The sequence below is a fragment of the Lactiplantibacillus sp. B652 genome (assembly GCF_023806745.1).
Classification (GTDB): domain Bacteria; phylum Bacillota; class Bacilli; order Lactobacillales; family Lactobacillaceae; genus Lactiplantibacillus; species Lactiplantibacillus pentosus.
In genome coordinates this window covers 166,284-190,107 of the sequence record NZ_JAMSKY010000001.1, presented here as the reverse complement: position 1 = coordinate 190,107, position 23,824 = coordinate 166,284, and the positions used below count along the sequence as shown (strand labels likewise).

At 47.4% G+C, this 23,824-nt stretch carries 22 protein-coding genes; 18 read left to right on the top strand and 4 right to left on the bottom strand.

Annotation, left to right across the window (positions count from 1 at the left end):
• Nucleotides 1-29 precede the first annotated feature (29 nt).
• From MZO40_RS00805 to MZO40_RS00765, 9 genes are all read left to right on the top strand, one after another.
• Nucleotides 30-1,679 carry an ABC transporter ATP-binding protein gene (locus tag MZO40_RS00805; protein WP_252133045.1) on the top strand — a complete coding sequence of 550 codons (1,650 nt, stop codon included), beginning with the start codon at nucleotides 30-32 and terminating at the stop codon, nucleotides 1,677-1,679.
• Nucleotides 1,680-2,598: 919 nt separating this feature from the next.
• Entirely contained in the window at nucleotides 2,599-3,162 is a 564-nt protein-coding gene (locus tag MZO40_RS00800; protein WP_105961083.1) for a biotin transporter BioY, read from the top strand.
• A 51-nt stretch (nucleotides 3,163-3,213) separates the two neighbouring features.
• The gene (locus tag MZO40_RS00795; RefSeq protein ID WP_105961084.1) at nucleotides 3,214-4,185 is read left to right on the top strand and encodes a biotin--[acetyl-CoA-carboxylase] ligase; all 972 of its coding nucleotides are present in this window, start codon (nucleotides 3,214-3,216) and stop codon (nucleotides 4,183-4,185) included.
• Nucleotides 4,182-4,502 (top strand): CHY zinc finger protein, encoded by a 321-nt coding sequence (locus tag MZO40_RS00790; RefSeq protein ID WP_082230179.1) that lies wholly within the window; start codon nucleotides 4,182-4,184, stop codon nucleotides 4,500-4,502. The genes MZO40_RS00795 and MZO40_RS00790 overlap by 4 nt, the downstream gene beginning before the upstream one ends.
• 501 nt (nucleotides 4,503-5,003) lie before the next feature.
• Nucleotides 5,004-5,843 carry a MetQ/NlpA family ABC transporter substrate-binding protein gene (locus MZO40_RS00785; RefSeq protein WP_088770153.1) on the top strand — a complete coding sequence of 280 codons (840 nt, stop codon included), beginning with the start codon at nucleotides 5,004-5,006 and terminating at the stop codon, nucleotides 5,841-5,843.
• 12 nt (nucleotides 5,844-5,855) lie between these two features.
• Nucleotides 5,856-6,884 carry a methionine ABC transporter ATP-binding protein gene (locus MZO40_RS00780; RefSeq protein WP_105920296.1) on the top strand — a complete coding sequence of 343 codons (1,029 nt, stop codon included), beginning with the start codon at nucleotides 5,856-5,858 and terminating at the stop codon, nucleotides 6,882-6,884.
• Nucleotides 6,877-7,539: a methionine ABC transporter permease gene (locus tag MZO40_RS00775; protein ID WP_050337808.1), complete on the top strand. Its 663-nt coding sequence runs from the start codon at nucleotides 6,877-6,879 to the stop codon at nucleotides 7,537-7,539. The genes MZO40_RS00780 and MZO40_RS00775 overlap by 8 nt, the downstream gene beginning before the upstream one ends.
• 20 nt (nucleotides 7,540-7,559) lie before the next feature.
• Nucleotides 7,560-8,543 (top strand): ketopantoate reductase family protein, encoded by a 984-nt coding sequence (locus MZO40_RS00770; protein ID WP_050337807.1) that lies wholly within the window; start codon nucleotides 7,560-7,562, stop codon nucleotides 8,541-8,543.
• A 2-nt stretch (nucleotides 8,544-8,545) separates the two neighbouring features.
• A complete protein-coding gene (locus tag MZO40_RS00765) occupies nucleotides 8,546-9,718 on the top strand; it encodes a pyridoxal phosphate-dependent aminotransferase (RefSeq protein WP_105961085.1) in 1,173 nt (390 codons plus the stop codon).
• Between the two features lie 286 nt (nucleotides 9,719-10,004).
• Here the strand turns inward: MZO40_RS00765 and MZO40_RS00760 are convergent, their stop codons facing one another.
• The gene (locus MZO40_RS00760; protein WP_050337805.1) at nucleotides 10,005-11,171 is read right to left on the bottom strand and encodes a hypothetical protein; all 1,167 of its coding nucleotides are present in this window, start codon (nucleotides 11,169-11,171) and stop codon (nucleotides 10,005-10,007) included.
• Between the two features lie 641 nt (nucleotides 11,172-11,812).
• On the opposite strand from MZO40_RS00760, the gene MZO40_RS00755 reads away from it, so the two are divergent.
• The 4 genes from MZO40_RS00755 (at nucleotide 11,813) to MZO40_RS00740 (ending at nucleotide 15,081) form a co-directional block, all read left to right on the top strand.
• Nucleotides 11,813-12,106, top strand: a complete 294-nt coding sequence (locus MZO40_RS00755; RefSeq protein ID WP_003637569.1) for a type II toxin-antitoxin system RelB/DinJ family antitoxin — start codon at nucleotides 11,813-11,815, stop codon at nucleotides 12,104-12,106.
• Between the two features lie 451 nt (nucleotides 12,107-12,557).
• On the top strand, nucleotides 12,558-13,373 hold the full coding sequence (locus tag MZO40_RS00750; RefSeq protein ID WP_050337803.1) for an ABC transporter permease: 816 nt from the start codon (nucleotides 12,558-12,560) through the stop codon (nucleotides 13,371-13,373).
• A 12-nt stretch (nucleotides 13,374-13,385) separates the two neighbouring features.
• Nucleotides 13,386-14,477 carry an ABC transporter ATP-binding protein gene (locus MZO40_RS00745; protein WP_021338170.1) on the top strand — a complete coding sequence of 364 codons (1,092 nt, stop codon included), beginning with the start codon at nucleotides 13,386-13,388 and terminating at the stop codon, nucleotides 14,475-14,477.
• Nucleotides 14,478-14,808: 331 nt separating this feature from the next.
• Nucleotides 14,809-15,081, top strand: coding sequence for a hypothetical protein (locus tag MZO40_RS00740; protein WP_105920297.1), 273 nt, complete (start codon nucleotides 14,809-14,811; stop codon nucleotides 15,079-15,081).
• A 196-nt stretch (nucleotides 15,082-15,277) separates the two neighbouring features.
• Here the strand turns inward: MZO40_RS00740 and MZO40_RS00735 are convergent, their stop codons facing one another.
• Nucleotides 15,278-16,594, bottom strand: coding sequence for an ammonium transporter (locus MZO40_RS00735; RefSeq protein WP_105961086.1), 1,317 nt, complete (start codon nucleotides 16,592-16,594; stop codon nucleotides 15,278-15,280).
• A 655-nt stretch (nucleotides 16,595-17,249) separates the two neighbouring features.
• On the opposite strand from MZO40_RS00735, the gene MZO40_RS00730 reads away from it, so the two are divergent.
• Nucleotides 17,250-18,209: an L-lactate dehydrogenase gene (locus MZO40_RS00730; RefSeq protein ID WP_003637574.1), complete on the top strand. Its 960-nt coding sequence runs from the start codon at nucleotides 17,250-17,252 to the stop codon at nucleotides 18,207-18,209.
• A gap of 102 nt (nucleotides 18,210-18,311) precedes the next feature.
• Nucleotides 18,312-18,581 carry a hypothetical protein gene (locus tag MZO40_RS00725; protein WP_021338168.1) on the top strand — a complete coding sequence of 90 codons (270 nt, stop codon included), beginning with the start codon at nucleotides 18,312-18,314 and terminating at the stop codon, nucleotides 18,579-18,581.
• A gap of 560 nt (nucleotides 18,582-19,141) precedes the next feature.
• On the opposite strand, the gene MZO40_RS00720 is transcribed toward MZO40_RS00725, so the two are convergent.
• Nucleotides 19,142-19,705: a M57 family metalloprotease gene (locus MZO40_RS00720; protein ID WP_050337800.1), complete on the bottom strand. Its 564-nt coding sequence runs from the start codon at nucleotides 19,703-19,705 to the stop codon at nucleotides 19,142-19,144.
• 193 nt (nucleotides 19,706-19,898) lie between these two features.
• On the opposite strand from MZO40_RS00720, the gene rpiA reads away from it, so the two are divergent.
• The 3 genes from rpiA to MZO40_RS00705 all read left to right on the top strand — a co-directional run bounded on the left by rpiA (nucleotide 19,899) and on the right by MZO40_RS00705 (nucleotide 23,080).
• Nucleotides 19,899-20,567: a ribose 5-phosphate isomerase A gene (rpiA, locus tag MZO40_RS00715; RefSeq protein ID WP_252133044.1), complete on the top strand. Its 669-nt coding sequence runs from the start codon at nucleotides 19,899-19,901 to the stop codon at nucleotides 20,565-20,567.
• Between the two features lie 345 nt (nucleotides 20,568-20,912).
• Entirely contained in the window at nucleotides 20,913-22,418 is a 1,506-nt protein-coding gene (locus MZO40_RS00710) for a multicopper oxidase family protein (RefSeq protein WP_105961087.1), read from the top strand.
• 293 nt (nucleotides 22,419-22,711) lie between these two features.
• A complete protein-coding gene (locus MZO40_RS00705) occupies nucleotides 22,712-23,080 on the top strand; it encodes a DUF1304 domain-containing protein (protein WP_050337799.1) in 369 nt (122 codons plus the stop codon).
• Nucleotides 23,081-23,284: 204 nt separating this feature from the next.
• Here the strand turns inward: MZO40_RS00705 and MZO40_RS00700 are convergent, their stop codons facing one another.
• Nucleotides 23,285-23,794 carry a YbhB/YbcL family Raf kinase inhibitor-like protein gene (locus MZO40_RS00700; protein ID WP_003637580.1) on the bottom strand — a complete coding sequence of 170 codons (510 nt, stop codon included), beginning with the start codon at nucleotides 23,792-23,794 and terminating at the stop codon, nucleotides 23,285-23,287.
• Nucleotides 23,795-23,824 lie beyond the last annotated feature (30 nt).

The window sequence follows — 23,824 nt, the reverse complement described above, 5'->3', positions numbered from 1 at the left end:
ACGATAGCTTTTTTTTTGAGGAGGAGTTTATGCCTATTTATTCGTATTTATTTCGGCACAAGTTAGCGGTTTTGGGGTTATTGATATTAGGTGTGTTTTGGATGGGATTTCAGATGATCGATAGCATCTACTTTGGAAATGCGATTACGGCAATTGCTAATCGTGATTACCAATCGTTTATTCGTGACATGATCATTGCGTTCAGTGCCATTACGCTATTTGCAATTTGTATTCCCATCAATGATTATTTTCGCGAACGGTTAAAACAAACGATGGAAGCAGAATTACGGAACGATATTGCAGATTCGATTAATGGATTGCAGTATGCGCAGGTCAAAGAAAACGATACGGGTAAGTACGTCTCGTGGATGACTAATGATCTAACCATTATTGATGAACAAGGATTTGAGAATGTCTTTGATGCAATGCAGACGATGACAGCTGTATTGATTAATGCCATTATGATTGTCAAATACCATTATAGCCTCCTGATTCTGACGCTTATCTTGGCGGCGTTGATGATTCTAGGCCCTAAAATATTACAAGCCAAGCTTGAACGCGAATCGAAATCATATAGTCAAGCTAATGAACAACTGACGGAAACCATGACGGATACCTTTGATGGATACAATGCGCTCTATATTTTGGGGCAAAAACATTTGATTAACCAGCGTGTTCAGTATGCATCTAAGCGGTTTGGTAAGCACAAGGTCGCTTTTGTGACTGCTAAGGCAGAGAATAATGGGCTGATTAATTGGATCAGCTTTCTGAGTCAAGCCGCGATTGGTGTCCTAGCTGGTTGGTTGGCTCTCAGCGGCGTCATGAAGGTGGGGAGTATCATCACGTGCTCGTCATTGGCCGGGGTGATTTTTGGTAACTTAACGGCTTTGAGTTTTGCGATTGTAGGCTTGCGGACGGTTAAACCCATTATTAAGAAGTTTCGGCTAGCTTCAAGCAATTCAGCAACCCAAGCGACATCTCAAGCAACAACCCAACCAACGGCTAACTTGACGAATTTCCAACAAGCCATTGATTTTGATGACGTGACTTTTACATATGATAATCAAAGCACCCCAACACTGTGGAAGCTTAATTTACGGCTTGAAAAGAATCATAAGTATGCCTTGGTTGCGCCATCTGGGTTTGGAAAAACGACAATTTTGAATTTGATTTTTGGCATGTATACGGATTATCAAGGGACTTTGACGATTGATGGTCAAGATTATCGTCAGTTACCAGAAAGCCAGATTCAAGCGCAAATGTTATATGTAGACCAGCATCCCTATATCTTTACCGGGGATTTACGGGAGAACATCTTAATGGGACGGACGGTCGATGACCAAACGTTCGCCGCGGTTTGCCGGATCTGCGGTATCGATGAATTTGTCGACGAGCTACCAGATGGATTTGCGACGCAATTACGACATGGTGGGGCCAATTTGTCCGGTGGTCAGATGCAACGGGTGGCGATGGCGAGAATGTTATTAAGTGATCGACCAATCTTGTTATTAGATGAAATTACCTCTGCGTTGGATCTGGAAACCGCATTACGCGTGGAAACGAATATTCTACAACAGTCGAATAAGACGGTAATCATGGTGACCCATAATCTTCATCAGCAGACCAAACCCTTATTTGACGAAATCATCGATTTAACCGCAGATGTACGCCAAGCCTAGCCGTGGCAAGTCATTGCAATTGCGGTGAGCAAATCATTTGAGACGAACAATTAGTTAATCAGTCGGCCAGACAACGAGCTTTGGTCGACTGATTTTCATGAACAGTTGTTTGGATTACTGTTCGTCAGCGATGATCTCCTTAGTCCGACCTCCAGGGCTGGCTGACAACGCTGGAACAGGGCGGACATCGATTTGAACTCACGCAGAAACCCACTGCGCAATTTCAAATACGAGTCTTCTTCTAGCCCGGGAACCCCACCCGGACAAGAAGAATTTTGCCCTTGAGCATTGTCCGCCAGCCCCTACAGTCGGGAAACCGCTCGAATGGCGGATGAACGGCCACCTATCTGGGTACAATTGACCACTGAATATTAGGTAACTGGTCTTTCAGGGATACCTTTCTGAATCGTTATCGATGGAGAGTTATAGCACTTGTATACTGAGGCGCTTGTCTAAGTACTATTCCCTAATTTCCATTCTTTGAGCATTCCGGACTTTTTTCATTTCAGGCGGCTAAAGATGATGCGACTCATGTTCTGGAATGTTACTGACTCCGAAAGCAAAACATGAGTATGCTGACTTGGCCATTTTCAGAAACAAGTCTTACAGTTAAATACCAAAATAACTGGTTTCTAAGAATCAACGACCAATTCACAAAAAAGTTGGGTACGCACATGTCTGCCTTTCGAATAGAATGCCTGAAAGCCGGCGAGGACGATCCTAGCACTGCACGTTTACGCTAACTCGCTTTGTTTCCAGCGGTCCATAGCTGGCTGCTTTTGACCTGAAGAACTGCCACGTTCTAGTCATGTTGCATGTTAATTTGAACAGCACGTATCAAAATAGTAACCCATACTATTGATTTAAGGTTACTATTGGTGCATAATAGCGGTTAAATTGATTAACTAGGGGTGCAGGTATGACAAATCAACAGACAGTCAAACATTTGACGCAGACGGCGATGGTAACGGCGCTAATCATTGTTCTGGGGTTCTTTCCGGGGATTCCGGTGGGGATTATCCCGGTGCCAATCGTGCTGCAAAATATGGGAATTTTCTTGGCAGCTGAATTATTGGGTCGCAAATATGGCACGATTGCCGTGGCGTTGTTCTTGGGCTTAGTGGCATTAGGATTGCCACTGTTGTCAGGTGGTCGCGGTGGGGCGGCCGTGTTCTTAGGACCAACCGGTGGCTACCTCGTGGCGTGGTTGTTGGCGCCCATCTTAATTGGGACCTTAATGAAGTTGACGCCAGCAACGACGAGTGGCTACTGGTGGTTGGAAGTTGGCATCGTGTGGTTAGCCGGTATTGCGTTTGTCGACATCGTCGGGGCGGTCTGGCTGGCGATTCAGTCCAATATGACGCTTTCGGCTGCTTTATTATCGAACTTGGCCTTTATTCCGGGAGATATTATTAAGGCGACGCTAGCTGTCTTGATTGCGCGGCGCGTCCGGGCCGTCATCGATTTTGGCGTTGCAGCATAAGCTGATGGTCGAGCGATGAACAAAGCGCCGAATAAGATGAGGAGTGGCAAAATGACAACGAAAGAACAGGTCTTAATGACATTAGTGGCACACCCCGGGACATGGCTATCGGGGGATCAATTGGCTCAGCAGATTGGCCGCAGTCGTGAGAGTGTCTGGAAAGCAATCAACGCGCTCAAAAAGCAGGGCCATCAGATTGAGAGTCGTAAAAATCGCGGGTATTGTTACCGGGGTAGTCAGCGGTTGGACGCGACGGCGATTCAAATCCATGGTCAACATCAGTTTCCAGGGCCGATTGAGGTGGTGGCCGAGACGGCATCGACGCAGCTGCTGGCCAAAGAATTTTTAAGCCAGCACCCCGCCCAAATCGCGGCGTTCTTGGCGGATCAGCAAACGGCCGGCTATGGGCGACAGGGCCGCCATTTTTATTCACCAGCCAATACGGGGCTCTATCTGAGTGTGGTTATTCCCAATCCGACGCAAGCCTTGGCTAATGTCGGGCTACTGACCACCGGTATCTCGGTGAGTGTGCTGAAAGTGTTACAACAATTTTACCCAACTAAGGACTTTCAGCTGAAATGGGTCAATGATATTTATCTGGACCATCATAAGGTCGGTGGCATCATTACCGAGGCAAGTCTTGAACTAGAATCGAGTTCAACCATGGCTTTCATTGTCGGCATCGGTCTGAATTTGACGACGACTGATTTTCCACAGGAACTGCGAACACGTGCGCAAGCCGTCGATACAACGGTGGCGGTCAATCGTAATCAGCTGGCCGCGGCGCTATTGGCTGAAGTTGTAGCGCTATCGAAACGCTATACTAGCGCTGACTTCTTGCCAGCGTACCGGGCTAAATCTGCCGTTCTCGGCAAACAAGTCACGTTGCAAGTGGGACGGCAGGTCGTGACGGGGCTGGCCGAAGATATCGATGCTCATGGTGGCTTGGTCTTACGATTACCGTCTGGGGATCACCAAATCTTTACGAGTGGTGAGGTGGTCAAAGTCGGTGTTGAAGCATGAGGCAGTCGTGGCTTCAGATTGACGGGTTAAATCTCGACCAGGCGGGGCGCTGCCAACATTATCATCAAGCAACCGACATTGCCGCCTTGTGGTGCTCGCAATGTCAACGATATTATGCGTGCTATCACTGCCATGATGCATTATGTACGCATCGTTTTGTCCCGGCCAGTCGCCAGTCGCTAGCCGTGATGTGTGGCAATTGTCGCTATCGAATGACCGTTGCACAGTATCACACTGGGGCTTGTCCCAATTGTCAGGCAGCGTTCAATCCCCGTTGTAAGCGCCATGATACGTTGTACTTTAAGCCTGACGAGTGAGGCCCGTTGCCTCCTGTTTGCGTTCAATTGCCGTATTTTAGGGCCGTTAGTGAGGACAGTTTGTAAGGACTTGAAGTCGCGATTGGAGATTTTCGTGAAATGCTGTGAGTGCTGTCATTTCAGCGTATCGTCAAGTTCAATACAATCATTGATCTCATTTTTAATTAATAAATTCCTTGACATATTCTAATCTAAAACTCATAATGTGACTTATCACGAAAGATGAGTAGCGATTGCGCGCCGGTAACAGAGAGTCATCAACTGCTGAAAGATGATCCGGTAAACGTTGTGAAGATGGTCTTTCTTAATGAACGATCGGTGAGCAGTCATGTTAAGTGGTCGCGGTTAATGCCCGTTAGCGCAGCAGTTAGTTCTGCATGAGTTGGTGTCCAATTGGATACTATTGAGGTGGTACCGCGGCGACAGTCGTCCTTGTTATGTAAAAGCATAACCGGGGCGACTTTTTTAGTTGTCGCATAAAAAAGAGATGGGGTATGGATAATGAGAAGAAATACAAAGTGGTTGTTAGCGTTAGGCGGCATTCTAGTCGTATTGGTCGCCATTATTGGCTTGAGTCGCGGTGGCGGTTCTCAGGCGAGTTCCAACAAATTGACAACGGTGAAGATTGGGGTTGCGCCTGGGCCTTACGGGGACATGGCGACTAAAGTGATTGGGCCGTTACTAGAGAAGAAGGGGTACAAGGTCGTGACCAAGGAATTCAACGATTACGTGCAGCCCAACAAGGCTTTGAATTCTGGTGAGATTGACGCTAACCTGTTCCAACACACGCTGTATCTCAAGACATTTGCCAAAGCAAACCATTTGAAACTATCAGCGATCGGTGAAACGCCCACGCTAGGCATGGGGATCTATTCTAAGAAGATTTCCACACTCAGCGATTTGCAACGCGGCGACACCGTCTCGCTACCGAATGATCCGTCTAACTTGGCGCGGGCCTTACAATTGCTGGCAGCTCAAAAGTTGATCACGTTGAAGAAGAATATCAACGTGGCCACAGCTAGCACCGCTGATATCGCTTCGAACCCGCATCAATTGAAGATTAAAACGCTGGATGCGGCGCAATTACCACAATCAATGAGCAACGTGACGATTGCCTTGATTCCCGGAAACTATTCTTGGAATGCTAAGTTGAAGCCATCCAAAGCGTTGGCGCTTGAAAAATTGAAGGAAGATTACAAGGAAGTCTTCGTCGTTAAGACGAGTCAACGCAATTCCAAGTTTGCAAAAGCCGTTAAGTCAGTCTTGAATAGCGCGGCTTTCAAGAAGGCCATCGCCAAATCTGAATTTAAGGATTTCGATAAGCCCGCATCGTGGCAGTAGGAGGTCAATGGGATGAGTCAGATTGAATTAAAACATATTGATGTAACCTTTCAGCAGAAGAAGCGGACGGTCCAAGCGGTTAAGGACGTGTCACTGACGGTTGAAAAAGGAGAAATATTTGGCATCGTCGGCTTATCCGGTGCTGGGAAGTCGACCCTAGTACGGACGATCAACTACTTGCAAGCCCCTAGTCACGGACAAGTTGTGGTCGATGGTCAGGAACTGACTAAGGCCAACCGGCGAGAGATTGCAGCGATTCGCAAGAAAATCGGCTTTATCTTCCAAAACTTCAACTTGGTTGGTAATCGAACCATTGCCCAAAACCTCGCGTTTGCATTAACCGCGGGCGGCTATCCGGAGAAGCAACAGCCGGCTCGGATCCAAGAATTATTATCGCTAGTAGGCTTAGCGGAGCGTCAGGACAACTATCCGAGCCAACTCTCTGGTGGTCAGAAGCAACGGGTCGGGATTGCCCGCGCATTGGCGAATGATCCTGATATTTTGCTCTGTGACGAAGCGACCAGTGCCTTAGACGTTGAAACGGCCGAGGAAATCATTCAGATTCTAAAAGACATCAACCAACGTTTGCACATTACCATCGTCTTTATTACCCACCAGTTGGAAGTTGCTCGGAGCTTATTTGACCGCGTGGCAGTCATGGAAGCGGGCCGATTAGTCGAACAGTCGGCGACGTATGATTTATTTGCCGCACCACAGTCGGACATGGGGCAGCGGTTGGTCAATCGTTTCTTAGATACCCAGTTACCGCCAAAAGTCGCCGCGCAGCTCGCTCAACAGGAAGGCCAGTTACTAGCGTTACGCTACCGTGGCAGTGACTCGCTGACGCCGATTATCACGGAAATCGCCAAGGCGACGGATGTGGATATCAACATTATTCAAGGACGCATCGAATTTATTCAGGAACGCGCCATCGGGGTGCTGGCCGTGTACTTAACGGGGCAAACCGAAGCGGTGAAACGGGCGATTGCTGCGTTTCGGCAACGGGTCGATTACGTCGAGGAGGTCAACGCACATGAATGAGACATGGACGATTTTACAACAGAATTTAGGAACCGCCTTATGGGATACCGCTAAAATGGTCTTCATCTCGGGTTTTATCGGCGTGGTCTTCGGCACGATTATTGGCTTATTACTCTACTACTATGCCAACCCGTTATTTGCGCCCCATCCGCTAGTCAATAGCGTTGCGGGCTTTGTCATCAATGCGATTCGGTCATTACCATTTTTGATTTTGATGGTCGTCTTGATTCCATTTGCCAAATTCGTGGCGGGCGATCCATATACGCCATTAGGAGGCGCCGTCTCACTTTCAGTCGCGGCAATTCCGTTTTTTGCCCGGCTGGCGGAAGGGGCCTTTGCGGATATTGATGCCGGGGTCGTGGAAGCTGCCCGGTCGACCGGGGCTAACTTCTGGTTGACGTTTCAAGAGGTCTTATTCCCAGAAGCCTTACCAGCTTTGATTCGAGGCGTCGTTTTGACCCTGATCAGTTTGCTGGGCTATTCCGCCATGGTCGGGACGATTGGGGCGGGCGGTATCGGTGATTTAGCGATTCAATATGGCTACAATCGCTATAATACCGGCGTTTTGATTAGTGTCATCGTTATTTTGATCGTTATCGTGCAGATCGTTCAGTGGTGTGGCGACCGTTTGGCAGACCACTACACACGGTCGTAATTAGGAAGGAAGCTTTTTCAATGAAGTATGCAGTATTAGGCGCAGGTGCTATGGGATTACGGTACGGGGTATTGTTACAGGAGGCTGGCCAACACGTGGATTTTGTCGATACGTGGGACCAACAAGTCCAAACGATTCAGGAACAAGGCGGCGTTTACGTGGCGCGTGATGGACAGAACCGTCACCTAGTCCCGATTCGAATTAGCACGCCAGAAGATTACCACGGGACGCCGGACGTGTTGATTATCTTCACTAAGCAAATGGGCTTAGCGGAAATGCTGACGCGTTCAGCGCATTTCTTCAACGCAGACCAGTACGTGGTCACTGCCATGAACGGCATGGGCCATATCGAAAAAATCAACCAGTATTTCAAGCCGGAAAAGGTGCTCGGCGGAACCGCGCTGATTGGGACCGTTTTGAAGCAGGCCGGCGATGTGGACTTTATTGGCGCAGCGGGTGCCGGTTCAATGAATATTGCCAATCAGACGGAACAACCGGATGAAGTGACGCATCAAATCGTGGCAGACTTGCAGGCGGCCAATTTGAATCCGACGTTAACGACCAATTTCCTCGGAACGTTGCTCGCTAAGGTGATTTTCAACTCGGTCATCAATACGCTATGCACGATGTTTCAGATCCAAATGGGCGAATTTATTCAGTCACCGGTCGCTCAGAAATTGGGACGGCAGCTGATTGATGAAGCCTTCGATGTCTGTGAACGCGCTGGCATTACGCTGTTGAATACCCGCGAAGAAGAATGGGCGACTATCGATTATGTGAGTCGCAAGACCAATCCGCTACATTTTCCTTCCATGTATCAAGATATTTCAAAACATCGGCCCACGGAAGTTGATTATATCAATGGTTATCTTTATGATTTAGGCGTGCAGTATCACTATGAAGCGAAGACCCATGATTTCTTACGCAACTTGGTCCACTTGGCAGAATTTGCCGGGACCTTTGACGTTGCTAGTCTGAAGCCGTTAACAGAAGGGGAGCACTAGGTTTGAAATTTGAAGAATCCAAGATTTTACAGCAGTTACCAAAACAGTTCTTTGCGAATTTGGTTCGCAAGGTCAATGCGAAAGCCGCGTCGGGTGCGGATGTGATCAATTTAGGGCAGGGAAATCCGGACCAGCCCACGCCAGACTTCGTCGTGAAGGCGATGCAGGCTGCGACTGCCGACCCAGCTGACCATAAGTATTCGCTATTTCGCGGGCTACCGCGTTTCAAACAGGCCGCGGCAGATTTTTATCAGCGCGAATACGGGGTGCAACTGGATCCAGAGACTGAGATTGCCGTTTTAGGTGGCAGTAAAATCGGACTAGTCGAATTACCTTTTGCACTCCTGAACCCTGGCGATACCATGATCTTACCGGACCCGGGTTATCCCGATTACTTGTCAGGAATCACCTTAGCTCAAGTCAAACTTGAATTATTGCGGTTAACTGAACAACATCACTTCTTACCAGACTATTCTCAGGTCGATCCACAGGTGGCTGATGCAGCGAAATTGTTGTACTTGAATTATCCAAATAACCCGACTGGTGCGGTAGCCACGCCGGACTTTTTCCGCGATACGGTCGACTTTGCTAATGAGCATCAGATTGGGATTGTTCACGACTTTGCTTACGGGGCGATCGGGTTTGATGGGCAACGTCCCGTCAGTTTCTTACAAACGCCTGGCGCCAAGAATGTTGGCATTGAAATGTACACCTTGTCGAAATCCTTTAACATGGCCGGCTGGCGAGTCGGTTTTGCGGCGGGTAATCCAGATATGATTGAAGCCTTGAACCTCATTCAAGACCATTTATTCGTCAGCGTCTTCCCGGCGATTCAGGATGCCGCCATCGCAGCCCTAAATAGTGACCAACAGACCGTTCGTGACCTAGTCGGGTTATATGAACGTCGGCGCAACCAATTCTTTGCGGCCGCACGCAAAATTGGCTGGGAACCGTACCCCTCAGGCGGCTCGTTTTACGCGTGGATGCCAGTTCCAGCTGGCTATACGAGTGAAAGCTTCGCTGACCTGTTGCTCGACCAAGCAGCCGTCGCCGTGGCGCCAGGAAATGGCTTCGGTGCCGGTGGTGAAGGCTATGTGCGCGTGGGTTTACTGATTGACGAGCCCCGATTCACGGAAGCTTGCCAACGAATTGCTAAGTTGCATTTGTTCGATTAGCGACGTGGTGGTGAGTCCGATTGTGCGACAGTCGAGGTTTATTATCGGCCGGTGAAGTCGTATAGAATCACTACGAACAGGCCCTATCAACCAGTAAAAGCCAGAATCAGTGCAAGCAGAATCATTGAAAATGTTGTTAAAATGGCGTGACTAGCAGAAATCCTGCGAGTCGCGCCGCTTTTTTTGGGAAATTGGTCAACACGCCAGTCTAGTTGGGCCAAACTAAAAAAACTAGCAGCCATTCCGCTAATGAAATGGCTGCTAGTTCAGTTTTGCCGCTGATTGGTTACAGATTTCCAGTACTCTTCAAGCGTTTCTCTAGCAGGTAAGCGTCCATGTAACCGAATGATAGTTCGACGACTTGGTCGAGTTCAATCATCGTGCCAACGTGATTGATCTGGTTATCGTCATCGACGTTGTAGAAGATGAAGTGGCCATTAGTCAACGCGCCCGGATAACCGGTCATCGCCGGCAACATTGGATTCTCAGTCGTAATATGGACGAGATTATTGAAAGTCGCGGCTTGCCGTAAAATCGACTCAAATAAATCAGTCGTGCCGTCAAAGAGGCGTTCGTCGTTTAAGACCGGCTGGACATTTAACTCATACTGACGGTTCAATTCAATAAAACCGCGCATCGTCTGCAAGTAGTCCGATTGAGTCGTGACCGATTCAATCAGCGAGCGTCGGCACAGCGTGTAGCCACCAAATTGGCCGGTCATGTCAATCAAGTTGAGCAAGACGCTATCGGCGTTTAACGTGTTAATGAAGCCGACGAAGAACATATCGGAACCATCTGCCGAGCGGATTGCAATCAGCTGATGTTGGGCCAAAGCGTTATTAAGCGTTGCATCAACGTCATCGGGTTCGCTGACTTTGACGGTTTCCTGGTGAGCGTGAGCAGTTTTAACAAAGGCACTTTCCAGCAATAATTCATTGCCGCAGAATTCGAGAATTTGAATCGAATCTAGCGGAATGACTTGCTGAGTCTTATTTTTAAAATCAAATTTATCAAAAGTTGTGAACGTGATCGTCTGATCGGTGATTGCTTGAACTTGACCTTCAAGGTAATTGTCATTGTCCGCTAACACGAGCAGGACGACTTGGTGGTCAGAATGGGCGTGGTCGACTAACTGAGCGAGTGCTGGCTGTTGGTCATCGATTGCCAGCGCTGGTTGTGGCACACTATTTAATCCTTCAGTCGTTGCATTCTTGAGTCGAAAGGCCATGTTATCGAGGTCTTCGCTCATCATTTCAACTTCATCGATAACGTCGTAACGCATGAAGACGGCGCCGTCCTGGAGCCCTGCATCGTCGTAAGTGTTCACGACAACGCCATCGGGTGCCAGACGGTCGATGTAGCCGGTATAAACCACTTCGCTATTGGCTTGATATAGGTTGATGAGGTGAACCTGTTGTGCGGCTAATTGTAAATTTTCAATAATTGAACTCATCGTGTCTAACCCCCTTAGTTAATGTTCCCTCATCATAGCACTTTTTGGGCCAAAGACGCCATTATAAGTCATTATTCAGCTGGTTTGGTAAGTGTGTTATGACTACGCGGATGAACGAACGGTGTGGGGGTGGATTGTTGTTCGTCAGCCGGGGCGCTTCATACTCCGACCTCTGGGGCTGGCTGACAATTGCTGGAACAGAGCGGACATCGATTTGAACTCACGCAGAAGCCCACTGCGCAATTTCAAATACGAGTCTTCTTCTAGCCCGGGAAAACCACCCGGACAAGAAGAATTTCGCCCTTGAGCATTGTCAGCCAGCCCCGCCGGTCGGGAACCCGCTCGAATGGCAGATGAACGACCACCTAATTAGGTACAATTGGCCATTAAATGATAGAAGACTGGTTCTTTGTGTAAACTTTGAATCAGAATCGCTAATGATATATGTCAGTTAAATACTAAGAAAATTATTGGCTAACTCAATGTGGATTGTCATTCACAGGTAGATAACAGCATTGCTATTTGAGTCCAATTCAAGATTTTGAACTCAAGAACAATTATCTATCCCCAATGGTAAATAATAACGGCCGCAACGTGGTTATTATATAATCAAGGTATTAACAGAGAGAGGGATGGTTGGCATGACTCGAGTATCAACTTCTATTCGTATAGACGCTGATTTGAAGCAAGCAGCTAGCAAGCAACTTGCAAGTATGGGGCTATCAATGAATACCTATCTGAACATGGCGTTAAGGCAATTAGTCTTGCAGCAAGCGGTCCCGTTTGAAAGTGACGAGCCGTCGTGGGTACCAAATGAAGAGACGGAAAAGGCCCTAGTCCTGGCGCGCGCCGAAGAATTAGGGCTCATTCCTGATAACGCGCCCGCCTTCGATGATCCCAAGCGTGCGATTCGCTATCTCAACGATGAACAGTAAGCCTGATCGGGTGTTGTCATGGATAAAGTGATGGTGGCTGAACGTAAGCTGATGTAAAATTCAGATTTAATCAGCCGCTGATTGCGTCAAATGCCGCCGATTGACTATGTCATATTCCAGTTTGCAGGACTCAAACGCTGAGTCCTTTTTTTGTTTTCATTAATAATTACGCAGCAATAATGAAATTCCGCTAAATTCAGTCAAAAATCGCGCTGATTGCAGCGTTTTTTACCAACAAATCGGTAAGGGCTTACTTCATTGACCGCACACTACTTTTTAGCACTAAATACAGCGCGAGAAGAAGTAAATATTTGATAAAAAATGTTATTTTCTATGCTATTCGTCGGGTTTATCGTTATAATGTAAGCTGCGGTTCACCTTGACCGTAAATCTGCCATGACCTTTCAAGAGGCGCTTGATCGTGTTGTGACATTCAATTAAGGAGCGCATTATGTTTACGATGTTTAAGACGATTGGTGATCAGTTCGCCAATTTCAAGATTATTCGGCGAATGGCCAAGTATGATGACCGAGCCACATACCAAAGCCATTACCTTGGGTTAGCATGGGAATTTCTGAATCCACTGATCCAAATCGGAATTTACTACTTAGTATTCGGGGTCGCGTTAAAACGTGGCGATCCGATGCCTGGAATCCCGTACCTACCTTGGATGGTTGTCGGGATCGCACCGTGGTTATATATGAACAAAACGACGCTGGACGCGTCTTCTAGTATTTATCGGCAAGTTGGGTTAGTTTCCAAGATGAAGTTCCCAGTCAACGTGTTACCGTCCATTAAGATTTACGGAAATCTCTATAGTTTCTGGACGATGATTGCTTTCGGGATTTTCCTGATGTTTCTAAATGGCATCTGGCCATCACTTGCCTGGTTCCAGTTTATTTATTACTTCGGGTGCATGATCGTTCTCATGTATTCGCTAGGGATTCTCAATGCCACGGTCAGTGTTCTGATTCGTGACTGGCATATTACCTTGCAATCCGTATTGCGGATGCTGTTCTACATGAGTGGGGTATTGTTCAACTTTACGACCTCTAACTTCCCAGCCGTCTTTGTCCGGTTGCTGGAATTGAACCCATTTTATTACGTCCTCAACGGGATGCGGGAATCGCTATTGAATCGTGGTTGGATCTGGCAACAGCCGAACATTACGTTGACGATTGTCTTCTGGTTGTTCAATCTCGTCGCAATTCTGCTTGGAACGTATCTCTATAACAAGTTCCGTTCGAACTTTGTGGATTTGATTTAGGAGGCGGAACTGATGGAAAACCAATATAAAGTTGAATTGCATAATGTCACTAAAGAATATGATTTATATCGTAGTAACAATGATAAGTTAAAACACTTTTTTAACATTGGTAACGTTGAAGTCCCGCGGTTCTGGTCACTTAAAGGGGTCAGTCTGAATGTCAAACCCGGGGAAGCACTCGGGATTATTGGGATCAATGGTTCTGGTAAATCGACCATCTCCAACATCATTTCGGGAATCATTCCTCAAACGACGGGGACGGTCGATGTGCATGGTGACACGTCGATTATCTCGATTGGTGCCGGTCTTAAGTGGAACTTGACGGGTGATGAAAATATCCGGTTAAAAGGGCTCATGCAAGGCTTGAGTATTAAGGAAATCCAAGAAGTCCGCGATGATATCGTTGATTTTGCGGATATCGGTGATTTTATTGGCCAACCCGTTAAAGACTACTCAACTGGGATGCGGTCGCGGTTAGGCTTTGCCATCGCGGTTCACATCAATCCAGATATCATGATTATTGATGAAGCGTTATCCGTTGGTGATGATACTTTCTATCAAAAGTGTGTGGATAAAATCATGGAATTCAAGAAGCAAGGCAAGACGATTATCTTCGTCAGCCATAACTTGCGCCAAGTTGAATTACTATGTGACCGGGTGGCTTGGATGCACTTTGGTGACCTGCTAGAAGTCGGTGATACCAAGGAAACGGTCGGCCATTACCGGAAATTCTCTAAGGACTTCAAAGCGCAAACGGCCGCTTATCGTAAGAAGTACCAAGTTGCTAAGAAGAAAGAACAAGCGGACTTTGATATTGAGGCTTACGAGCGTCAATTAGTCGAAGAACGTGCTAAAGATAGCGATAAGAGCAAGCAAGCGATTAGTCGGGATGTTCACCGGACGCTGTACAAACAAATCTTGCCAGAAAAGATGACGGTCACGACCAAAATCGTGATGTGGGTGGCAATCCTATTGTTCATCTTTACTGGACTCGTCAACATTTCGGGGCATTCGTTTACGTCCGCAATTGAGAATCCGACGGTACTGTTACATCCAGTTGACCACTATATTAAGAGTCAGTCGGTCTTATTCAATAATAACTGATGCTGGCCTACAAGCGACTGGATTAGCTGCTTAATCAAAATATGGGTGATTGCAAAAGCAATCACCCATATTTTTTACACTAATGGCGCGGTTTGCGTCGATGCGATTGCTGCATGCGGTTGTAGCGACTTCAATCGTAGGCTTCAGGGTAGTGCAATGTCTAGATTGTGTTAACAGTTTGATAGGAAAACAGCTGAACAACAAACCTCAATTTTTCAGCTGATTTCGAACTGATTGAGGTTTGTTTAGTGGCAGTGTTACTGTAATCAGGTTATATTAACGATAAGTATTAGACTATTTGTTGCTCAGCATTAGAAAGGGGTGTCATGCGATGGATCTCCCGTTACCATACAGTGTTGCGGCCTATGTGCTTCTAATATTGGTGCTGCAATATATCAAATATAAGTTTCCAGACAGTGCTTTTATCCGTTTCTTCCAGAAATACGGTTGGTGGCTAATTGGGATGTGCTTTGTCGTCATATTGGTGCTCGCGGCCGGGCCACAATTTGAGCATCCCATCAACGCGCTAGATGTTCCGATTATCGGCGTCATGTTGGTATTTGGGTACTTCTTCATTAAAGACAACAAGTCAAAACGCCAGTAAACAAAAAAAGTCATGTTTCAGAAAAGCGGATCGCCGCCTTCTGAAACATGACTTTTTAATTGGTATTTAGTGTGGCACAGAACCAAGTAGCACCCGTGTGCAACGATTTTGCAACCAAATCTAACGAGTGGCTGTTCTTGGTGAGCTTGAAACAGAGCCTGGCGAGGACTCGTTTTTAGCAAGTTTGAAGGCGCCGCTAACGGAACCGTTCCTGCTTATTCAGCAATTGCGCGAGTTGTCCGCGGAATTCATCGCTGTGGTGTTGGATATTAGTTAATTCATGACTCATTTGAACCGTGTAATCGGCAACTTCGCCGTGTTCGCCTTGGTCTAACCCCAGTTCTTCTTCTTGTTCGTCAACGCGCATTCTAATGACCCGTTTCAATAGCACGATAATGACGATGCAAGCGATGGTGGTAAAGATGATGGTAAACGCGGTTGCGAGTAGTTGTAGGCCGAATAGTTTGAAGCCACCGCCGTAGAACAGACCGTTGAGTGAGATGGAACTGTTGACGGCTTTGCTGGCGAAGAGGCCAGTCATGATGCTGCCGACCATCCCAGAAACCCCGTGGCAACCAAACGCATCGAGGGTGTCGTCAATTCCTAAACGCGGTTTGATAAACGTGATGAAGCCGTAACTTGTGAGGGTCGCAACCAAGCCAATCCAGAAAGCTCCAGAGACCGTGACGTACCCACAAGCTGGCGTAATGCCGACTAACCCACACAGGGTCCCGGTACAGACGCCAACGAGGGTTGGTTTGCCCTTGGTCAGCATATCAACGACCATCCAAGTCATCATGGAAGTGGCAGTCGCAACCGTCGTGGTCAAGAAGGCCTGAATCGCGATGTCATTCATTGCTAATGCGGAGCCGGCGTTGAATCCGTACCAGCCGATCCACAAAATCGCCGTTCCGAGTAAGACCCATAAAATATTGTAGTGCTGCGTCGCGTCCTTGCCATATTTGTGCCGAGCACCTAAAAAGGCAGAGAGGACTAACGCAGTAATCCCGGCATTGATATGGACGACCGTTCCGCCGGCAAAGTCGATTACGCCGAGTTTCGCAAGCAACCCGTTATCCCACACCATGTGAACCATTGGGTAGTAGATCAGTAGTGACCAGAAGATGATGAAGGTCAGTAGGAATTTGAAACGAATTCGCCCAACGACGGCTCCCACGAATAGGGCCGGTGTAATAATGGCGAACATCATTTGGAAAATCAGGTATAAGCCGTTTGGAATTTTAGTGGCCGTTAGTGCGGTTAGGTCGACACCATGCAACCACAATGCCTTGAAGTTACCGACCACGCCACCAATATCACCAGAGAACGACAGTGAGTAGCCAAAAGCTAGCCATAATAGAATTGCTAGGCCACAAATCATGAAGACTGATAGCATCGTGTTAACAACGTTACGTTTGGAGACCAGCCCACCATAGAAGAAGGCCAATCCGGGCGTCATGAATAATACCAATATACTAGATAAAACTAAAAACGTTGAATTTGCAGCGTTCATACTCCCAACCCCTATCCATACCATTTGATGTTAGGAATTATAACATTGATTATTAATGGACGCACTACTTTTTTATATTTAGGTTAAATTCCAAACATACAAAAGGGCGGGAGAGGGCAGTGATAACTAGCAATGTTAGATTATATTACATTTATGTATCGTGCTGGTTAATTGGTTGTGAGTATGAATGAAAGCACCAATTTTCAAAAACAGCCAGCTTAGGCCCGCTGGGAAAGAGCCCGAGTTGGATTGCTGTTCGTCAGTGGAGGCGCGCCCGATTCCGACCTCCGAGGCTGGCTGACAACGCTGGAACAGGGCAGACCTTGATTTGAACTCACGCAGAAGTTCACTGCGTAAGTTCAAATACGAGTCTTCTTCTAGCCCGGGAGCCCCACCCGGACAAGCCGAACCACAGTTAAGTTTGGAAACCGACCAATCGCCCGAATCGGCCACGGAAGTTAATTATATTAAGCTAATTTCGTGAGTTACTGCATAAAAGCTGGAAAATTCATTAAGATAATGATGATTTTAAAGCTGAACCGTTTTCATGGATTGACGTTATGGGGATCCAGCAGTAAAGTTATCACCACATAAATTAAATAATGATGAGACGTTACATAATATTCTTAATAATTAAAACATGGAGGTTCAGCTTATGCGGAAATATGCGATTATTGGGGTCGGTCACGTTGGTGCAACGATTGCTTATACATTGGTTTGTAAAGGAATTGCGGATGAATTAATCTTAATTGATACGAATGTCGGTAAGGCCCGCGCGGAACAATTAGATTTACAAGATGCCCAAGCCCGATTAGATAGTCGGACAATCATTAAAATCAATGATTACCATGAATTAGACGATACCGATATTTTATTCGTGACTAGTGGCAATATTCATGCCCTTGACCATGCGTCTGGCAACCGCTGGGCGGAGTTTGAATATACCAAGCAGATCGTGCAAGACATTGCGCCTAAGGTTAAGGCCACGAAATTCGATGGTGTGGTGATTGATACGATGAATCCGTGTGATGCCATCACGCATTATTTCCAACGTGCGACCGGATTATCCCGGCAACAAGTCTTCGGGACGGGGACTTTCCTCGATACGGCACGGATGCAAAAAGTCGTCGCAGAAGCGTTTGATTGTGATCCGAAGAATATTAGCGGTTACGTCTATGGCGAACATGGCGAATCTCAATTCAGCGCTTGGTCAACGGTTCAAGTGAACGGCATTCCAATCACGTCGTTAGTCGACAAGTATCACTTAGACTTGGATGCGCTGGAAGCCGCCGCACGGCATGGTGGCTGGGCCGTTCACTCCGGCAAAGGCTATACGAGCTTTGCCATCGCAACTTGTGCGGTCAAGTTAAGCGAAGCCGTCTTCGCCAATGCGCGGTTAGCTTGTCCAGTCTCTGCATATAGTGAGACGTTCGGCACCTACGTCGGTCAGCCAGCGATTATTGGCAAGGATGGCGTTGAAAGTGTAACGACTTTGGCCCTGACAGAAGACGAACAAGCGAAGTTCCGGAATTCAGCGGATACGATCATTGAGAAATTCCACGCGTTTGATGACGTTTTAAGCGAACAATCTGTCCAAAAACGTCAACAAGCCTAAAAAGTGTCGGTTGTTAATTGTCTTGTTTGGCAAATATCTCCCAAAATGTTAAAATTTTACTAAGCAGAACGTTGACTGCATTAACTATATGGTGGGATGAATATGCGCCGACAATTAACAAACCGTCAGCGATGGTTAGTGATTATCGTCGCGACGATCTTGGGAGTGGGCTGTGCCTTGCTAGGTCAATGGGGACAGTTACTCGGGGTCGTTGCGGCGGCACTGGCACTCATGTTGTTGACCAGTGGCTGTTTGACTTTTTGTCATCACCGCGGCTGGCAACCTGGGAGTGGCATGCTACTAGCATTAGCTATGGCGACTGGATATGTCATTATTATTTTAGGAAGTTACGGCTATTTACTACGCAGCTAATAAGCAGAACACCTTGAAACGAGCATTGAACTTGTTTCAAGGTGTTTTTTTGCGCACTGGTCAGTTGACGGGATCGGGCATGATGTCAGTACTACGCTGGCAAGTGTGCCTGTCGAGTTGCCATGCTGCCCGTTGCGACAGTACTAAACCAACGTGCACCTGTTTGCACAATCCGTAGCTAAGTCACGTGCACCTGTTTACATCAATCCGTAGCTAAGTCACGTGCACCTGTTTACATCAATCCATAGCAAAACCAACGTGCACTTGTTTGCAACAATCCGTAGCTAAGTCACGTACACCTGTTTGCAGCAATCCGTAGCTAAGTCACGTAAACTTGGTTGTAGCAATTCATGGCTAAACGGCAGTTCGTCTTGAATTTGCATGGCGCATCGCAATCAATTAGAGTTAGCTGAGTCTAAGCATCCCAGCCGGCACTAAAAAAGGTCCCAACTCATCATCGGGGCCTTCTCGGGTATTGTGTTGATTAAGAATAACCAAAGTGGGGTCACCATACCCAAGGCATCAATGGCAAACCTAGTTGTTAGATTGACAACTTTGCCTTACAGCCTGCCAACCGGTAACCGGTAGCGCAACCGGACAGCGGTACTGTCCGCACTGCTGATGCCGTTATAACGATTATCGGCAAGCATGACACTGTGGCGATCACGGCTGTGTTCGAGGCCAATCGTATGGCCGAGTTCGTGTTCCGCCACGTGCACCTGATCTGAATAGGAATAATGGTAGCGTGTGAAGTTGCGAGTTAATAGATAGACTTGGGCTTTCGTATAGTAGCCATTAGGATAGCCAGTCGAAAACGTGATACCGGCCAGGCGATAGTATTGTCCGGTCGTGGCGTTACTCGTTCCCAGTGTCACTTGATGGTGAGCAGTGGTCCCCTGAACGAATTTGAATTGACCGGTGGCATTCCAAGCGCGAATCGCTGCTTGATAAACGCGCCGCTCGGAAGCAGACGCTTGAATGACATAGGTGACCTGCGCGTGTGGCCACCGACTACGTGAGATTGGCGTCGCAATTGACTTGGCGTTGGCAATCGGAGTCAGCCCAATTCCGACGATAATCGTTAACGTTGTTAAACCTAACTTTGCACGATATTTACGTTTCATTGTTGTAACCCTCTTTCCCCCAAAAACGAAGGTCGCCATCAATGATTGTATTTTAAGCCGATAACCCGGAGAAGACCTACTCAATCGTTCGAATTAATGCGGAAATTCCTCATTTTTTAGTCGCCAGCAGTTAGTTAAATAGGTTATCGCGTGCTATGATTAAAACATCTTATGATGAATGGAAGGATTTCAGATGACGATCAAACAAGCAATCGTTCAGCAGGCGCTCACGCTAATCAAACCGCAGATGGTAGTTGGTTTTGGTGGGAGCACGACCGTGGGGGAACTCGTCAAGGAGGCGGCCAACTTGGTCAATGACATTACGGTCGTGACCCCGTCGCCCACGACACGTCAATTGGCAACGGTATTAGGATATACGGTCGTCGATACGGCTTATTGCGACCGCGTTGATATTGCTTTTGACGGCTGTGATCAGTTGGACCATCACGGTAACGCCCTCAAAAGTGGTGGTGGCATTCATGCGAACGAAAAAATTATTGCCAGTCTGGCGGATGAATACTGGCTACTGACGATGCAGGACCGCTTAGTCGATCAATTTGATATCAAAACGCCACTCGTACTGGAAGTCTTGCCGGGTGCGCTATCATTAGTGATGCGCAGTGTCAGCGACCTTGGTGGCCAAGCCACTATTCGGACCGCTGAGAATCGCGACGGCTTTACGCTGACCGACAGTGGTAACCTCTTAATCGATTGCCATTTCCCGACCTATGCTAACTTACCAACACTCAATACCGCGTTAGCAACGCTGGCTGGTGTAGTTGAGACCAGCTATTTTGACCGGCTAGTGACGAATGCCTGGCTAGGCGATGCAGCCACTAATACCGTGCGAGCGTTATTTTAAGGACGAACGGTTCATTATTTAGATTGCTGTTCGTCAGCGGGGGACGCGTCCTAGTCCGACCTACGAGGCTGGCTGACAACGCTGGAACAGGGCGCAACCGTACTGCAAGTTCACGCTAATTCGCTTTATTCCCAGCGGGTTTCAGCTGGCAGTCTTTGAACTGAAAAACTAGCACGCGTTAATCATCATTTTTGACAACTAACTATCAAAATGCGCGCCGGATTATCTTTGACTAGTGCGCAATCGAGTTTGACACTCTTTTAAAATAATTCTAAACTGAAGGTGACGTGTAAAAGCGCCACCATTTTTAATTTAGTAACTTTAACGATATAAGGGGATGTCAAGATGGCAAAAAAAGTCTATACTGATTATTTTTTTGATGAACCTGCTTACAACACACATGACGGTGGCTATATTCCGTTAGTGACTTCGAAAGTCGACCCACAGCCGTTAGCGATTCCGCCGCTACTGCAACCGGACCGTCAGACCGATACGGATGACTATTATACGGTCACGGCCCAAGAGAGCGAAACCCAGTTTTTGCCGGGGAAGAAGACCAAGACTTGGGGCTACAATGCAGGCTTTTTAGGTCAAACGATCGTTTTTCGGAATGGTAAGCAGACCCATATTGACTTACAGAACAAACTCCCAGAATTAACCACCTTCCACTGGCACGGATTGAACGTTCCCGGGCCAATTACGGATGGTGGCTGTCATGCACCCGTTTATCCAGGTCAGACGAACCACATTGATTTTAAGGTACACCAACCTGCCGCAACCACTTGGCTACATGCCCATCCATGTCCATCGACTGCGACCCAAGTCTGGAAAGGGCTAGCAACGATGGTCATTATCAAGGATGACGTTGAAGACCAATTGCCATTACCACGCAACTACGGGGTCGATGATATTCCAATGGTCCTACAAGATCGTGAATTCCATGAAGATAATCAATTTGATTACCGTGCTGACTACGATCCTGATGGTGTTCAAGGCCATACTGCCTTAGTTAACGGGACGGTCAACCCATACTTTGATGTCACCACCCAACGCGTCCGGTTACGGATCTTAGACGGTTCCAACCGGCGTGAATGGCGGTTGCATTTTAACGATGACTTGGAATTTGCACAAGTTGGTTCTGATGGCGGGATTTTACCAGCACCTGTCTATATGACCAAAGTAATGATGACTTGTGCCGAACGTGATGAAATCGTGGTCGACTTTGGCAACTATCAACCAGGTGATGAAGTGACATTGATGACTGACGACACGCCACTATGCCGCTTCAGAATCAAAGCCTTTGAACCAGACGATACCACGTTGCCAGACCACTTAGTCGATATCCCAGACGAAGCACCAACTGCTGACTTGCCTGTTCGGAAGATCACGATGGACGGGATGGACGATGAAGTTGCGCTCAACGGCAAGAAGTTCGACATGGAACGGATCGACGCCCGTCAAAAAGTTGGCGACGTTGCCATTTGGGAAATCCGGAATACGAATAGTACCGAAAATGGTATGGTTCACCCATTCCACGTCCACGGGACACAGTTCACCGTGTTATCCAGAAACGGCGGCCCGGTCTATCCAAACGAACATGGTTTGAAAGATACGGTGGGCGTCAACCCTGGTGAGACGGTTCGCATCAAGGTCAAGTTTGAATTGACCGGGGTCTACATGTATCACTGCCACATCATCGAACATGAAGATGGTGGGATGATGGCCCAAATCGAATCTTACGACCCAGAACATCCACAAACCTATCATTTAATGGATATGGACACGTTACGGAATGCCTTCGCTGAAGAGCAAGGCGTCAAACCCGAAGATGTCTGGATGCCAGGAATGTAACCACTTCATTCAATCAATTTTAAAACCGGTTGCGAAACATTGGCGACCGGCTTTTTGGTGGCCAAATGCGTTGCCTACGTTTGGAATGGCGTCAACCAAAGCGCCTCGTATTTCAGTTAGAGGCGCGTCCCACAAATCCCTGGGCGTGTCTGTTTTCAGCTTGAAAGTCCGTATGGTATGATGAAAATAACCATATCGGTCCGTTGCGTTGCGAATTCGGCGACAGCCAGCTGGCCGGTGATCCGTGACCTAATGGGTTGTGTTAATTAATGTTAAAAAAGGGGGCGTCAAACATGCATATTGCAGCAACAATCATGGCGCTAGTCGTCGCCGTTGAACATCTCTTCATTCTGTGGCTGGAAATGTTCAATGCGGATAGCGAACTGGCGTCGAAGTCATTCGGCATTCCACGACAAACGCTACAATCACCAGCCGTGCAATTATTATTCAAAAATCAGGGACTCTATAATGGCTTTTTGGCCGTCGGAATTCTATATAGCTTATTTGTCATTCCGGCAGTAGCGAGTGCGGGAGCGACGTTGTTCTTCCTAGCCTGCGTGATGGTAGCAGCGGTTTACGGCAGTATCACGGTCAGCCGGGCCATCGTCGTTATTCAAGGTTTGCCAGCACTGATCGCCTTTATCTTAATGTACTTTGCTTAAGTGAGATGGAGGCGTGTCAGTCACCTTAATCATTGTGAGTCGCGATGGCCTGATAATTAGGCCCCAGACTAGAGTGGATTAGTGCGACGGCGCGATTCGTGACACTTTAGTGAGTGCAAATGCGAGTGCAAAATAAAAAGTCGTTTCAAGCATGCGAAAGTTGCTTGAAACGACTTTTTGAATGTCTTCATTGGGTACGGTGTATTAAACTCGACCAATCACAGTGGTCTTCGCGGTTGCGAGTACGTGTCCGGCGATGGCGTCATGGAATTCGTTCAGCCAGTAACCGGGTTGTAAATCTAGTTCAGTATCCAGTGCAAATAGCTTGAATGAATAGCGATGATCCTTGTCTGGCGGGTAAGGGCCGACATAGTGCTGGCTGACTTTCGGGTCAGTTTCGTGAACATAGCCACCGGCAGTTGAGTTATTACCCTGGACCATTGGAATCGCACCAGTTTGGCTGGCGTTTTCCGGAATATGGGTCGTCGTTGCGGGTAGGTTGGCCGCAATCCAGTGAATCCACGTGAAACCACCCACGGGAATCGCATCGTGGTCGACAAAGGTGAAGGCTAGTGAGTGCGTCCCAGCAGGCACGTCACTGATATCGACTGGAAATGAGATGATGGGGTGGCCCTTATAAATTTGCGCGGGTGCCGCTTGCTTTGAATAGGTCGCAGCTAAAGCACCGTCAGTGGTCGGAATTGATAGTTGCATGGCAGATTCCTCCTCATGTTGTTAGCTCAA

Coding starts and splice junctions, on each gene's coding strand:
- MZO40_RS00760 (WP_050337805.1), bottom strand. CDS start 11,171: ATGAGTTCAATTATTGAAAATTTACAATTAGCCGCACAACAGGTTCAC.
- MZO40_RS00700 (WP_003637580.1), bottom strand. CDS start 23,794: ATGCAACTATCAATTCCGACCACTGACGGTGCTTTAGCTGCGACCTAT.
- MZO40_RS00730 (WP_003637574.1), top strand. CDS start 17,250: ATGCGGAAATATGCGATTATTGGGGTCGGTCACGTTGGTGCAACGATT.
- MZO40_RS00800 (WP_105961083.1), top strand. CDS start 2,599: ATGACAAATCAACAGACAGTCAAACATTTGACGCAGACGGCGATGGTA.
- MZO40_RS00805 (WP_252133045.1), top strand. CDS start 30: ATGCCTATTTATTCGTATTTATTTCGGCACAAGTTAGCGGTTTTGGGG.
- MZO40_RS00790 (WP_082230179.1), top strand. CDS start 4,182: ATGAGGCAGTCGTGGCTTCAGATTGACGGGTTAAATCTCGACCAGGCG.
- MZO40_RS00720 (WP_050337800.1), bottom strand. CDS start 19,705: ATGAAACGTAAATATCGTGCAAAGTTAGGTTTAACAACGTTAACGATT.
- MZO40_RS00745 (WP_021338170.1), top strand. CDS start 13,386: ATGGAAAACCAATATAAAGTTGAATTGCATAATGTCACTAAAGAATAT.
- MZO40_RS00780 (WP_105920296.1), top strand. CDS start 5,856: ATGAGTCAGATTGAATTAAAACATATTGATGTAACCTTTCAGCAGAAG.
- MZO40_RS00750 (WP_050337803.1), top strand. CDS start 12,558: ATGTTTACGATGTTTAAGACGATTGGTGATCAGTTCGCCAATTTCAAG.
- MZO40_RS00775 (WP_050337808.1), top strand. CDS start 6,877: ATGAATGAGACATGGACGATTTTACAACAGAATTTAGGAACCGCCTTA.
- MZO40_RS00705 (WP_050337799.1), top strand. CDS start 22,712: ATGCATATTGCAGCAACAATCATGGCGCTAGTCGTCGCCGTTGAACAT.
- MZO40_RS00710 (WP_105961087.1), top strand. CDS start 20,913: ATGGCAAAAAAAGTCTATACTGATTATTTTTTTGATGAACCTGCTTAC.
- MZO40_RS00725 (WP_021338168.1), top strand. CDS start 18,312: ATGCGCCGACAATTAACAAACCGTCAGCGATGGTTAGTGATTATCGTC.
- rpiA (WP_252133044.1), top strand. CDS start 19,899: ATGACGATCAAACAAGCAATCGTTCAGCAGGCGCTCACGCTAATCAAA.
- MZO40_RS00735 (WP_105961086.1), bottom strand. CDS start 16,594: ATGAACGCTGCAAATTCAACGTTTTTAGTTTTATCTAGTATATTGGTA.
- MZO40_RS00795 (WP_105961084.1), top strand. CDS start 3,214: ATGACAACGAAAGAACAGGTCTTAATGACATTAGTGGCACACCCCGGG.
- MZO40_RS00770 (WP_050337807.1), top strand. CDS start 7,560: ATGAAGTATGCAGTATTAGGCGCAGGTGCTATGGGATTACGGTACGGG.
- MZO40_RS00755 (WP_003637569.1), top strand. CDS start 11,813: ATGACTCGAGTATCAACTTCTATTCGTATAGACGCTGATTTGAAGCAA.
- MZO40_RS00785 (WP_088770153.1), top strand. CDS start 5,004: ATGAGAAGAAATACAAAGTGGTTGTTAGCGTTAGGCGGCATTCTAGTC.
- MZO40_RS00740 (WP_105920297.1), top strand. CDS start 14,809: ATGGATCTCCCGTTACCATACAGTGTTGCGGCCTATGTGCTTCTAATA.